Annotated in this window: 10 protein-coding genes and 2 tRNA genes; 8 read left to right on the forward strand and 4 right to left on the reverse strand. The window is 66.9% G+C overall.

All coding sequences use genetic code 11. The features are described 5' to 3' along the window. Window positions 1-94 precede the first annotated feature (94 nt). The 3 genes from MKI84_RS20655 to MKI84_RS09715 form a co-directional block, all read right to left on the reverse strand. The gene (locus MKI84_RS20655; RefSeq protein WP_281063213.1) at window positions 95-1,195 is read right to left on the reverse strand and encodes a DUF2497 domain-containing protein; all 1,101 of its coding nucleotides are present in this window, start codon (window positions 1,193-1,195) and stop codon (window positions 95-97) included. Window positions 1,196-1,353: 158 nt separating this feature from the next. Beyond that, the gene (locus MKI84_RS09710; RefSeq protein ID WP_245404716.1) at window positions 1,354-2,763 is read right to left on the reverse strand and encodes a TolC family outer membrane protein; all 1,410 of its coding nucleotides are present in this window, start codon (window positions 2,761-2,763) and stop codon (window positions 1,354-1,356) included. Between the two features lie 179 nt (window positions 2,764-2,942). After that, window positions 2,943-3,605: a protein-L-isoaspartate O-methyltransferase family protein gene (locus MKI84_RS09715; RefSeq protein WP_241618998.1), complete on the reverse strand. Its 663-nt coding sequence runs from the start codon at window positions 3,603-3,605 to the stop codon at window positions 2,943-2,945. A 233-nt stretch (window positions 3,606-3,838) separates the two neighbouring features. Here MKI84_RS09715 and MKI84_RS09720 point away from each other — a divergent pair. The 5 genes from MKI84_RS09720 to MKI84_RS09740 all read left to right on the forward strand — a co-directional run bounded on the left by MKI84_RS09720 (window position 3,839) and on the right by MKI84_RS09740 (window position 7,546). Next, a tRNA-Cys gene (locus MKI84_RS09720) sits at window positions 3,839-3,912 on the forward strand. Window positions 3,913-4,125: 213 nt separating this feature from the next. Continuing rightward, entirely contained in the window at window positions 4,126-5,925 is a 1,800-nt protein-coding gene (locus MKI84_RS09725; protein WP_241619000.1) for an ABC transporter ATP-binding protein, read from the forward strand. Between the two features lie 99 nt (window positions 5,926-6,024). Further along, window positions 6,025-6,100, forward strand: a tRNA-Asn gene (locus MKI84_RS09730). A 201-nt stretch (window positions 6,101-6,301) separates the two neighbouring features. Further along, complete coding sequence (locus MKI84_RS09735; RefSeq protein ID WP_241619001.1) at window positions 6,302-6,490, forward strand: Arm DNA-binding domain-containing protein; 189 nt, start codon at window positions 6,302-6,304, stop codon at window positions 6,488-6,490. Between the two features lie 144 nt (window positions 6,491-6,634). Continuing rightward, window positions 6,635-7,546, forward strand: a complete 912-nt coding sequence (locus MKI84_RS09740) for an alpha/beta hydrolase (protein ID WP_241619003.1) — start codon at window positions 6,635-6,637, stop codon at window positions 7,544-7,546. 126 nt (window positions 7,547-7,672) lie between these two features. On the opposite strand, the gene MKI84_RS09745 is transcribed toward MKI84_RS09740, so the two are convergent. Next, window positions 7,673-8,485 (reverse strand): SDR family NAD(P)-dependent oxidoreductase, encoded by an 813-nt coding sequence (locus MKI84_RS09745; protein ID WP_241619005.1) that lies wholly within the window; start codon window positions 8,483-8,485, stop codon window positions 7,673-7,675. A gap of 146 nt (window positions 8,486-8,631) precedes the next feature. Here MKI84_RS09745 and MKI84_RS09750 point away from each other — a divergent pair, with 146 nt between their 5' ends. From MKI84_RS09750 to MKI84_RS09760, 3 genes are all read left to right on the forward strand, one after another. After that, window positions 8,632-10,113, forward strand: coding sequence for a cryptochrome/photolyase family protein (locus MKI84_RS09750; protein ID WP_241619007.1), 1,482 nt, complete (start codon window positions 8,632-8,634; stop codon window positions 10,111-10,113). A gap of 81 nt (window positions 10,114-10,194) precedes the next feature. Continuing rightward, complete coding sequence (locus MKI84_RS09755) at window positions 10,195-11,226, forward strand: cysteine synthase A (protein ID WP_241619009.1); 1,032 nt, start codon at window positions 10,195-10,197, stop codon at window positions 11,224-11,226. Further along, window positions 11,226-11,942, forward strand: coding sequence for an alanyl-tRNA editing protein (locus MKI84_RS09760; RefSeq protein ID WP_241619012.1), 717 nt, complete (start codon window positions 11,226-11,228; stop codon window positions 11,940-11,942). The genes MKI84_RS09755 and MKI84_RS09760 overlap by 1 nt, the downstream gene beginning before the upstream one ends. Window positions 11,943-11,959: the final 17 nt, after the last annotated feature.

The raw sequence follows: 11,959 nt of genomic DNA on the forward strand, positions 1-11,959 counted from the left end.
ACAACGACCTCGGCAGAGCACCCCTCACGCACCAAAGGCGGGCCACCCGCGAGGGCACCCGCCTTTGTGATGAAACACGAATGACGTGGCCGGCTCAGCCCTGACGGGCGACGCGCTCGATCTCGGCGCGCACGAGGCGCTCGACCAGCGCCGGCAGGTTCTCGTCCAGCCAGCTCTTGAGCATCGGGCGGATCGCTTCCGTCACCACGTCTTCCACCGAACGCGAGTTCGAGGCGACGGTGCGGGCCAGCGAGCCGAAGGAGGCGGCCACCGCGCTGTTGGTCGGCGCGGAAACGAGACGCTCGGGGCGAGGCAGCTCCGCAGCCGTCTCGGGCGCCCGCACGGGCTGGACCGGGCGGGCCTCGACCGGGCGCTGCTCCGCCGTGGCGGCGGGGGATGCGGGGTTACGCGGCGAGAGAGGGGCGGGCTTCGCTTGCACCTGCATGTCGACGGCCTCCGGCACGGGGGAACTGGTTTCGGCCCGCTGCGACGCGGGCTCGGTGGAAGTCACGGCGACCGACACATCAGTCGCGGCATGGGCGACGTCCTGCACGAGGCCCGGCGGCGTGGCGGGCTCGGCATGAGCGGGAGCGTCGGGGAGCATGGCTGCCGCGTAATTCGCGGACGCCTCACTCAAGGACGCCTCACCGCCAGCAGGATTGGCGGCCGTCTCGAACAGCTCGGCCGGCATAGCGGCAAGCTGCTCCTGCACCGCCTGCTCGACCAGAGCGAGGTCCATCAGCGCGGCGGCAAAGGGGGCGTCGAGGTCGAATTCGTCGATGACGGGTGCCGCCATGGCCTGCGGCTCCGTCCGCGGCGCGGGAGCGGTGCGCGAGGCGTCATAGCTGCGCGGCGCGTAAGGATCGGAGAGCGGGCGGCGGGCCACGGCCTGCGTATAGCCGGCCGCCGCGCGCGGCGCGGGCGCAACCACAGGGCGCGCGAAGGAGCGCGGCTCGGACGCACGGGTTTCGGAGGCGCGGGTTTCGGAAGAACGCGGCTCGGACGCGCGGGGCTCGGAAACCGGCTCGGCGGGACGGGCCGGCTCAGCCTCGGCCCGCGTCGGCTCGGCGGCGAGAGCGGGCGACGAGGCCTCCGCCGCGCGCGCATCGGCGGCCACATCGTCGGAGATGATGCGCCGGATGGAGGCGAGAATCTCTTCCATGGACGGCTCGTTGGCCCTCGCACTCACCGACATGCGCTGCATCCGATTGTTGAAACGACGCCACACCGACGGGAATGTCGCCGAATCAGGCGAATCACTCCGTTAACGTCCTGTAAATATGGCATCGGGAAAAGGCGGGCGCCAAGCAGCCCACCCGTCAAGACTGTGGACGGCGCGAGCGCCGTCCGTTCTTACTGACCGCCGGGCGTGCGCACGCCGAACCAGGCATCGCGCACCTGGTCGTAATGGACCTTGGGATTGTAGGTCGCCACCTTGAGCCCGAGCCGGGTCGCGGACAGCTCGCCGCTGGCGGAGAGCACGGCATAGGACGCCACCACGCGATCGCGCTGGGCGATGACGAGGCTGGCGCGGGCATCGAACAGCGCGGTCTGCGCGTTCAGCACGTCGAGCGTGGTGCGCTGGCCGACCCGCCACTCCTCGCGCACGCCGCGCAGGGCGATCTCGTTCGCCGCCACCGAGGCCTGCGCCGATTCGATCGCCGCCTTGGCCGCCTCAAGGGCGCCCCAGTACTGCACGACATTGGCGCGGACCTGATCGCGGTTCACGTCCACCTCGATCCGCACCTGACCGAGGGTTTCCTTGGTCTGGCGAATCGTCGCGAACTCGGCGCCGCCCTGATAGATCGGCACGGAAAGGTTCAGCGAGGCGGCCGCCGAGGTCTGGCGCTCGACATTGGCCGAGTTGTTGTAGTTGGACGAGGCCGAGCCATTCAGCGTCAGGGTCGGCGACAGCGCGCCCTCGGCCACCTTCACGTTCGACAACGCCGCGTCCACCGCGAATTCCGCCGCCTTGACGGCGGGATGGCGGGAGAGGCCGAGCTCGACCGCCCGCGTCTGCGACTTGGCCAGCAAGGCGTCGATCGGCCGGCCCGGCGTAAGCTTGACCGGGCGCAGGCCCGTGACCTGGAAGAACACCGCGTTGGAGGTGTTGAGGTTGGACTCGGCCAGCGCCAGCTCGCTCTCGGCATTAGCCACGCTGGCCTCGGCCTGCGCGACGTCGGTACGGGTGATTTCACCCACCGCGAAACGGTCGCGGGCGGCGCGCAGTTCTTCACGCAGCGCTTCGAGGTTCTGCTTCTGCAGCTGAACCAGAGCGCCGTTCTGGAGAACGTTCATATAGGCGGTCGCCGCGTCCAGCAGCACGAGCTGCTCGGTATTGCGCAGCAGCTCGCGCTGCCCCCTCACCTGCGATTCAGCGCCACGCACCGAATTGGCGGTGCGCAGGCCGTCATAAATGGTCTGCGCGATGGTGATGCCGACACCGGAAGGAGAGGTCCTGGTGTTGCTGATCGAGCCGCTGCCAAGCGCCCGGGCATACGCCGAATCGATACGCGTCTCCGCCCACTGCATGCCGACGAAGGCACTGCCGAACACCTGAGGGCGATAGCCGGACAGCGCGATCGGCACGTATTCGTCGGTCGCGCGGGTGGCGGCGCGCTGCGAGTTGAGCGTCGGATTGTTCTGATAGGCCGATGACAGCGCCTGATCGAGGGTCTGCGAATAAGCCGGCAGCGCAGTCGCGAGGAAAAGCGCGGTCGCCACAGATGCAACGACCCTGCCCCCGGTAGCAGAAACCCACATGGTCCAAACCCCTGCGAATGCTAGTTTTTCCGGAGGCGCCCAACAGGCGCCCCCCTTATCCCTTAATCGGGCCTTAATAGGATAGGGGTTGGAAGCACGGATGTGAACCGGCCGGTTCGCCATGGCCGGCCGTTTTGCGTCGGGCGCGACAGTTCCGCCACAGCCCCCTTGCGGAAGCCTCAGAATACAAAGGCCGGGCGGGCCTCGAAACCGGGCAGAACCGGCACCGCCGCGTCGAAGGCAATGCGGGAGCCGATACCGCCGGTGGTATTCGTGTACACGGTCGCGCGAGCCGAGCGACCGCGGCCGACCACGGCAACGAGTCGGCCTTCCGGCTTGAGCTGAGACAGCAGGGCCGGCGGCACCTCGTCAACGGAGCCATTCAGCAGAATCACGTCATACGGCGCCTCGCCCGGCCAGCCCGCATTCATCGGCCCCTGGACATAGGCGGCGTTGAGCAGGCCAAGCTCCTCCAGCAGGCGCGTGCCCTGCCCCGCGAGCTCGGCATCTTCCTCGAGCGCGACGACCTGCCCGGCCAGCCGGGCCAGAACGGCGGTGGAATAGCCGGTGGCGGCACCGACATCGAGGACCAGCGCATCCGGGCCGATCGCGGCGGCCTGCAGCAGGCGCGCCAGCACCATCGGCTCCATCAGATAACGCGCGGGCGTGCCCGGCTTCACCATCAGGTCGTCGTCGATATAGGCGAAGTTCTTCAGGCTGGCGGGAACGAACTTCTCGCGCGGCATCTCCCGCATGGCGGCCACGATACGCAGATCGGTCACGTCATTGGCACGAACCTGCGCGTCGACCATGGCGCGGCGCATCTCTGCGAAATCGATCATCGGAAAACCTCGAAACAGAAAAAACGGCGACGGGCGGTAGCCGGAGAACCACGGGCATGAGTATTGCGCAGGGCCGGCCGTTGGCAAGCCTTCTCGAAGGTTTCCAAATGTCGCAATCTCTCCCCCGACGGCCTCGCCGGAGCCATTCCCATGTGGATGGTGCGTTGCCGAGCGCGAACGGCTCTGTTATGAGGCCGCTGCCCGGGCTGGCCCGGCAGGGCCGCCCAGGCTTCGGCCACGTGGCGGAGTGGTTACGCAGCGGACTGCAAATCCGCGTACGGGGGTTCGATTCCCTCCGTGGCCTCCAGTTCACGCACGCGTCGCCGACGGCCTCAATCTTGCCGTCGGCGACGCGTGATGTGCCGGGCAGAGGCGCTTGGTCCTGCCTCGGCCAAAGGATCTCCAAGGTTTGACAACACGTCATGATCGTCGTTGATGATGCCCCGCACGCGACCGGCCGCGTGATGACACCGGGTCCCGCGCACGCAACCCTCGCTTCTTGCCGGCAAGGAACCGCCTGATGGTGCCTCCCAAATTGGCCAATGCCTTCCGCAATCTGATCAGTCCTGAAACCCGGGACACGATCGGACGGCTCCTGCTCACTGACGGCCGCCGCCATTGGAAGGGCTACGCGATCTCCTTCTTCTTCATGGGGATCATGGCCGCGACGACATCGGGCCTCGCCTATCTCATGGGCGACGTGATCAACCGTATTTTCGTCGAGCAGAATTCGGCCGCCATCTGGATCCTGTCGGCCGCCGTGCTGGCACTGAGCGTGGTCAAGGGCTTCGCCACCTATGGCCAGGCGATCACACTGGCGCGGGTCGGCAACCGCATCATCGCCGACAACCAGAAGCGCGTGCTCGAGCGGCTGCTCTCGCAGGATGTCCGTTTCTTCAACGGCCAGCACACCGCCGAGATCATGCTGCGCTTCAATGCCGGCGCGCAGGGCGCCCGCAACGTGCTCAACCTGCTCATCACCAGCCTCGGCCGCGACCTGCTCTCGGTGATCGGCCTTACCGCAGTGATGATCATCCAGGACCCTTTCATGGCGGTGATCGGCCTGATCGTGATGCCGATCGCGGTCGGCGGCGTGCGCAGCCTGATCCGCAAGGTGCAGAAGATCTTCTCCCGCGAGTTCTATTCCGCGGTGCAGATCATGACCGAATCGATCGAGGTGTTTCAGGGCATCCGCACGGTGAAGTCCTTCACCCTGGAGGGTGATCTGCGCACCAGGATTGCCGGCCGCATCGACGCGCTGGAAACGGCATCCAACCGGATGATCCGCGCGCAGTCGCAGGCCGGCCCGCTGATGGAAGCTCTGGGCGGCGTCGCGATCGGCCTCGTGGTCATGTATGCCGGCTGGGGCGTTCTCCACGGCGGCCGCACCCCGGGCGAGTTTTTCTCGGTGATCACCGCGCTGCTGCTCAGCTATGAGCCCGCCAAGCGCCTTGCGCGTCTCAACATCGACATGACCGCGCATCTCCTCGGCGCGCGCATGCTGTTCCAGATCCTCGATCTCAAGCCGATCGAGAACGACCCGCCCGGCACGCCGGATCTCAAGCTCGAGGGCGGCGAGATCGCGTTCAACGACGTCTTCTTCGGCTATCGTGAAAACGAGCCGGTGCTGCGCGGGCTGTCCTTCGTGGCGGAGGCCGGCAAGACCACCGCGCTGGTCGGCCCTTCGGGCGGCGGCAAGAGCACGGTGATGGCGCTGATCGAGCGGTTCTACGACGCCGAGTCGGGCACTATTTCCATCGACGGGCAGAATGTCGAGCATCTGACCCGTCAGTCGGTGCGCGAAGCGGTCGGCATGGTGAGCCAGGATGTGTTCCTGTTCTCCGGCACGATCCGCGACAATATCGCCGCCGGCCGCCCGGGCGCGAGCGACGAGGAAATCCAGCAGGCCGCCCGTTCGGCGCACGCGCATGATTTCATCATGACCTTCGCCGGCGGCTATGATTCTCATGTCGGCGAGCATGGCGCCCAGCTTTCGGGCGGCCAGCGCCAGCGCATCGCGATCGCCCGCGCCTTCCTCAAGAACGCGCCGATCCTGCTGCTCGACGAGGCCACGGCGGCACTGGACAGCGAATCGGAGGCCGAGGTCCAGAAGGCGCTGCGTTCGCTGCAGATGCACCGCACGACGCTGGTGATCGCCCATCGCCTGCAGACGGTGGTGAACGCCGACCGCATCTGCGTGATCGAGAGCGGACGCCTGGTTGAAAGCGGGCGCCACGACGAGCTGATCGCACGGCGCGGCCGTTATTATTCCTTCCACCAGCTCCAGTTCGCGGGGCAGGAAGAGCGCCTGAGCGCCTGATGATATCCACAGCCATGCGGGAGCGGCTTCACAAACCGGTCCCGCGTTGCTATATGCCCCCGGCGAGACGCGCTTGGCGGTTCTGCCCGGCGCCTCCGTTCCCTGATAGCTCAGTTGGTAGAGCGTTCGACTGTTAATCGAATGGTCGCAGGTTCGAGTCCTGCTCAGGGAGCCACTCCCCCGTTACCGGGGCGGCTCAGCTTTTCCCAAAGAGCTCTCCTACCCATCGAAATTGCTGGATAATTTGATTTCCAGCCTCCGCTCGCTGTCCCAGCCGGGATCGGCCAGAGCCACCTCATCCCGCGAATTTGTTGGCCTTGTTGTTGGCCTGCAGGCCGTGTTTTCGTGATCCCAGCGATCAGCAGGGAGAGCGAACATGGCCTTGTCAGATGCCGCGTGCCGGACGGCCAAAGGCCGGGACGGCGAATACAAACTTTCCGATGGTGGCGGCCTCTATCTTTTCGTGAAGCCTGCGGCCGCTCAGGGAGAGTTCCGCCTGCATGAGCGGCAGTGCGGCCATGATCGCCGTGCTGTTGGCGCCAACGGCCAGCATCGCCAGGCATGACGACCACAAAACCAGCGATAAGATTGTCTGCCGCTTCAACGCCTACACCACGACCGCGCGCCCGGTATATTGCTACTCATGACCGCGAAGCCGTCGACAGCAGATCTTCGGCTTTCTCGACGGGAAAGGGTTTGGGAGCGTGCCATGGACAGCGACATTGACGACCTGAAGACGCTTTTCACCGCGAAGCCACGCCCTACCAGTTGGGCCGAGCGGCGCGCGCGCATGGACGAGATTTGCGCCATCGATCCGCCGCCTGCCGACATCGTCTTCACGCCCTTTGCCATTGGCGGCATTCCGGCCGAATGGTCGCTAGCCCCCGAACGCGATGCAGCGCGGGTTCTGCTTTATTTCCACGGCGGCGGCTATTGCGCCGGATCGATCGGCAGCCATCGCGCCATGGTCGGCGGGGTCGGCAAGCTCGCAGGCATCCGCACGCTCGCAATCGACTATCGGCTTGCGCCGGAGCATCCCTATCCCGCCGCTCTGGAGGATGCGCTTGCCGCATGGCGCTTCCTTGGCGAGCAGGGCTACACGCCGCAATCCATAGCCATTGGCGGCGACAGCGCTGGCGGCAATCTCACCTTGGCGCTACTGTTGAGGCTGCAGGCCTTAGGCGAGCCCCTGCCGGCTGCGGCCTGGCTAGTCTCGCCCTGGCTGGACCTGCAGATGACGGGAGCCACCCTTGACAGCAAGGCCGACATCGATCCGCTGATCAGCCGTGACTACCTCACCGGGCTCGCCACCGCTTTTCTCGCGGGCCATGATCCGGCCGATCCGGCGGTTTCACCGCTCTACGCGGATTTCACCGGCCTGCCCCCTGTCCTGATCCAGGTCGGCTCCAGCGAGACGCTACTCGACGACGCCGTGCGGGTAGCCGGCGCGCTTGGCGCCGCCGAGGTCCACGCCACGCTGGAGATATGGCCGCGCATGATCCATGCCTGGATGCTGTGGTCTGGCAGGCTCGCCGACGGGCAGGCTGCCAGCGCCCGCGCGGGAGAATGGCTATGTCGGGCCCTGCGTCCAAAGCTGTCGCAGCAGGAACGCGACGGCTGACCGGCGCCCGACGGAGTGTGACGGGAGCTTGGGACGGACTTTGCCGAGGTCATAACAAGGCCCGGCCGGCAGCACGGAACATGCTGCCGGCCGGGACGAACCTCGTGCTTTTACGGCCGGCCCCGCTCAGGCCGGCACGGCGAGGCCGTAGCGGGCGGCGGGATGGGCGAGTGACAGGCGGGGCCACAACGCCATGCGCGCCGCGGCCAGACCGTCCCACTCCCCGGCATCGGGCAGCGAGGGAATGGTGATGGCCTCGCCAAGATCGAGCCCGGCCAGCGCGCCATCGACCAGTTCGTCCACCGCCATGAACACCTCTGCCGGCAGGTGGCTGAAATCGAGGCCGGAATTCTCGAAGAACTCGGTGCGGGTCAGGCCCGGCAGCACCGCCTGAATGCGAAGCTCGGGCCGGTCCTTGAACTCGTTCTGCAGGGACTGGGTCAGGTTCAGCACATAGGCCTTGGTGGCGCTGTAGGCGCCGAGCAGGTTTTCCGGCATCAACGCCACCACCGAGGCGATGTTGATCAGCGTGCCGCCGCCGCGCGCGGCAAAGGCGTTCACCGCCGCCACCGACAGCTGGCTCAGCGCCACGACATTGACCTGCACCATCGCATCGATGCGTGCGGCTTCGGCACCAAGCACCGGGCCTTCCGTGCCGACGCCCGCATTGTTCACCAGCAACGAAATGGCAGCGTCATCCGTGACCCGCGCGACCAGACGCGCGACGTCGGCAGGGTTGCCGAGATCGGCCGGCAGCACCTCGACCTTGCGCCCTGTCTCGCGCACCAGTTCGCCCGCGAGTTCCTCAAGCCGCGCCTTGTTGCGCGCGACCAGCACGAGATCATGGCCACGGCTGGCCAGCCGGCGCGCATAGACCTTGCCGATGCCGGACGAGGCGCCGGTGACGACGGCCGTTCCCTTGGTAGCGTTGGTGTTCATGACAATCTCCATTTCCAGCGCGGCGACGGCCGCTCTCTTCGTTTTCACATTATGATCATCATTTTTAATTCTCAAGTCTCAATTGAACGGTTTTCGCCTGGCCTGCGTATAAGAACGATGCCACTGACCCGCGCCCGAGGGACCTGATGACCGACGCCCTTCCCTCGCCCACCGGCCGCCCCGATCGCCCCGCTCTCGTCTGGTTGCGCGACGATCTTCGCCTGGGCGACAACCCGGCACTCGCCGCCGCCATCGCCTCGGGCCGGCCGGTGCAGTTGCTTTATGTGCTGGACGAGGAAAGTCCCGGCCTGCGCCCGCTGGGCGGGGCAGCGCGCTGGTGGCTCGGGCGCGCGCTCGCGGCGCTGGAGCGCGACATCGCGGCGCATGGCGGCCGGCTGTTGCTGCGGCGGGGTGCGGCCGGGGCGGTGATCGCCGCGTCGGTCAAGGAGATCGGCGCCGCCACGGTCTATTGGAATCGGCGGTACGGCGCGGCCGAGATCGCGGTCGACACCGCGCTCAAGGCCGAGCTGCGCGCGCAGGGCGTCCTCGTGGAGAGCTTCGGCGCCACGCTGCTGCACGAGCCGTGGACCGTGCTGACGCAAGCCAGAAGCCCCTACAAGGTCTTCACCCCATTCTTCCGTGCCGCGGCGAGCCAGCCGATGCGCGCGCCGCTCCCGCGCCCCACCGGCAACGGCTGGCTGCGGCCGGCAGCGGACGCACCGCCGGGCGAAGCGCTCGCCGACTGGCATCTGGAGCCCTCGCGCCCCGACTGGGCGGGCGGGCTGCGGGAGGCCTGGCAACCGGGCGAGGACGGGGCACGGGCGGCGCTGCACGCCTTCCTCGACCATGGCATCCACGGCTATGCGCAGGGCCGTGACGTGCCGGGCCGTGCCAATGTCTCACGGCTGTCGCCCTTCCTGCGCTTCGGCCATATCTCGCCCCATCAGGTCCTTGCAGCGCTGCGCCATGCCGAGGCCGCTGGCGAGGTGGCGGCGCCGGATGCGGCCAAGTTCACCAGCGAAATCTACTGGCGGGAGTTCTGCTACCATCTGATGTTCCATCTGTCGGACATCGCCGCGACCAATATCGACCGGCGCTTCGACGTGGTGGAATGGCGCGACGACGCCACGCTGGAAACAGCATGGCGCAAGGGGCTCACCGGCTATCCCATCATCGATGCCGGCATGCGCCAGCTCTGGCGCACCGGCTGGATGCACAACCGGGTGCGCATGCTCGCCGCCTCGTTCCTGATCAAGCACGGGCTCACCGACTGGCGACACGGCGAGCGCTGGTTCTGGGACACGCTGGTGGATGCCGATGCCGCGAATAATCCGGCGGGCTGGCAATGGGTCGCCGGCTGCGGGGCGGATGCCGCGCCGTGGTTCCGCATCTTCAATCCCGTGACGCAGGGGGAGAAATTCGATCCCGAGGGCGCCTATGTCCGCGAATTCGTGCCGGAACTCGCAGGGCTGCCGCCGCGCCTGATCCACCGGCCATGGGACGCCGATGCCGCGACGCTCCGGGCCGCCGGCGTGGAACTCGGCCGGACTTATCCGCGCCCGATCCTGGATCTGGCCGCCGGAAGAACGCGGGCGCTGGAGGCGCTGGGGTGCATTCGCGGCGAATGACGCGTCTCGCCGGTTGCCGATCCGGTTCCACGACACTAATTTCGTGAACCTTTTCGCAACGCGCAGAACCCAAATCATCCCATGGACATCCGCAACGGCCTCGTCGAATCGATCGGCAATACGCCGCTCATCAAGCTGCAACGCGCCTCGGAAGAGACCGGCTGCACCATTCTCGGCAAGGCGGAATTCCTCAACCCCGGCCAATCGGTGAAAGACCGCGCCGCGCTGTTCATCATCAAGGACGCGGTGGCGAAGGGCCTGCTCAAGCCGGGGGGCGTCATTGTCGAGGGCACGGCGGGCAATACCGGCATCGGCCTCGCGCTGGTCGGCAACGCGCTCGGCTTCCGCTCGGTGATCGTGATTCCCGAAACCCAGAGCCAGGAAAAGAAGGACATGCTGCGCCTTGCGGGCGCGGCGCTGGTGGAGGTGCCTGCGGTCGCCTATGCCAACCCGAACAACTATGTGAAGGTCTCCGGCCGCCTTGCCGAAGCCCTGGCGAAAACCGAGCCGAACGGGGCGGTCTGGGCCAACCAATTCGACAATATCGCCAACCGGCAGGCCCATATCGAGACCACCGGCCCGGAAATCTGGGACCAGACCGAGGGTGAAATCAGTGGTTTCGTCAGCGCGGTCGGCACCGGCGGCACGCTGGCGGGCTGCGCCCTTGCGCTCAAGGAGCGCAATGCCCGCATCAAGATCGCCCTCGCCGATCCGTTCGGCGCCGCGCTCTATTCCTATTACACCACCGGCGAACTGAAGGCCGAAGGCTCCTCGATCACCGAAGGCATCGGGCAGGGCCGCATCACCGCCAATCTCGAAGGCGCGCCGATCGATATCGCCTACCAGATCCCGGACGCCGAGGCGGTGCAGATCGTGTTCGACCTGCTCGAATATGAGGGCCTGTGCCTGGGTGGATCATCCGGCATCAATGTCGCCGGCGCGATCCGCCTCGCGAAGGAACTCGGCCCGGGGCACACCATCGTCACCGTGCTGTGCGACTTCGGCACCCGTTACCAGTCGAAACTGTTCAACCCCGACTTCCTGCGCGAAAAGGGCCTGCCCGTTCCCGGCTGGCTGGAGCGCAGGATCGAATTGCCGAGCGTGCTGGTGTGATGGCAACCCATCTTCTGTTCCGCGACGACGCCTATCTGGCCGAGACCGCCGCCGTCGTGACCGGCGTGACGCCGGAAGGCGGCGTGATCGTCGACCGCACCGTGTTCTACGCCACCGCCGGCGGGCAGCCGGGCGACAAGGGCGTGCTGGTGCGCGCGGACGGCTCAGAGATCGCGCTGGCCACGGCCGTCTATGGGCCGGACAAGGCTGAGATCATCCATGTACCGGCCACAGCGGGCGGCGCGCTGCCCGAGCTCGGCGAACAGGTGACATTGCGGCTGGACTGGCCGGTGCGCCACCAGCGCATGCGCATGCACACCGCGCTGCATCTGCTGTCGGTCGCCCTGCCCTATCCGGTCACTGGCGGCTCGATCGGCGAAAGCGAGAGCCGGCTCGACTTCGACATTCCCGATGCCGGGCTCGACAAGGACGAGATCACCGCCAAGGTGAACGCGATGATCGCCACCGGCGCCGCGGTTACCGAAAGCTGGATCAGCGACGACGAACTCGACGCCAATCCGGGTCTGGTCAAAACCATGTCGGTGAAGCCGCCGCGCGGCTCCGGACGGGTGCGGTTGGTGAATATCGATGGGCTCGATCTCCAGCCCTGTGGCGGCACCCATGTGCGCAATGTGAGCGAAATCGGCGCCGTGCTGGTGACGAAAATCGAGAAGAAGGGCCAGCAGAATCGCCGTGTGCGGCTGGCCTTCGCCTGAGACGCGTGCGTTTGCGG

Origin of the sequence: Ancylobacter gelatini (assembly GCF_022601675.1) — a bacterium.
Classification (GTDB): Bacteria; Pseudomonadota; Alphaproteobacteria; order Rhizobiales; family Xanthobacteraceae; genus Ancylobacter; species Ancylobacter gelatini.

Bases quoted from the DNA above. Each gene is read 5' to 3' on its own strand.
- MKI84_RS20655 (WP_281063213.1), bottom strand. From the start codon at position 1,195: ATGTCGGTGAGTGCGAGGGCCAACGAGCCGTCCATGGAAGAGATTCTC.
- MKI84_RS09710 (WP_245404716.1), bottom strand. From the start codon at position 2,763: ATGTGGGTTTCTGCTACCGGGGGCAGGGTCGTTGCATCTGTGGCGACC.
- MKI84_RS09715 (WP_241618998.1), bottom strand. From the start codon at position 3,605: ATGATCGATTTCGCAGAGATGCGCCGCGCCATGGTCGACGCGCAGGTT.
- MKI84_RS09725 (WP_241619000.1), top strand. From the start codon at position 4,126: ATGGTGCCTCCCAAATTGGCCAATGCCTTCCGCAATCTGATCAGTCCT.
- MKI84_RS09735 (WP_241619001.1), top strand. From the start codon at position 6,302: ATGGCCTTGTCAGATGCCGCGTGCCGGACGGCCAAAGGCCGGGACGGC.
- MKI84_RS09740 (WP_241619003.1), top strand. From the start codon at position 6,635: ATGGACAGCGACATTGACGACCTGAAGACGCTTTTCACCGCGAAGCCA.
- MKI84_RS09745 (WP_241619005.1), bottom strand. From the start codon at position 8,485: ATGAACACCAACGCTACCAAGGGAACGGCCGTCGTCACCGGCGCCTCG.
- MKI84_RS09750 (WP_241619007.1), top strand. From the start codon at position 8,632: ATGACCGACGCCCTTCCCTCGCCCACCGGCCGCCCCGATCGCCCCGCT.
- MKI84_RS09755 (WP_241619009.1), top strand. From the start codon at position 10,195: ATGGACATCCGCAACGGCCTCGTCGAATCGATCGGCAATACGCCGCTC.
- MKI84_RS09760 (WP_241619012.1), top strand. From the start codon at position 11,226: ATGGCAACCCATCTTCTGTTCCGCGACGACGCCTATCTGGCCGAGACC.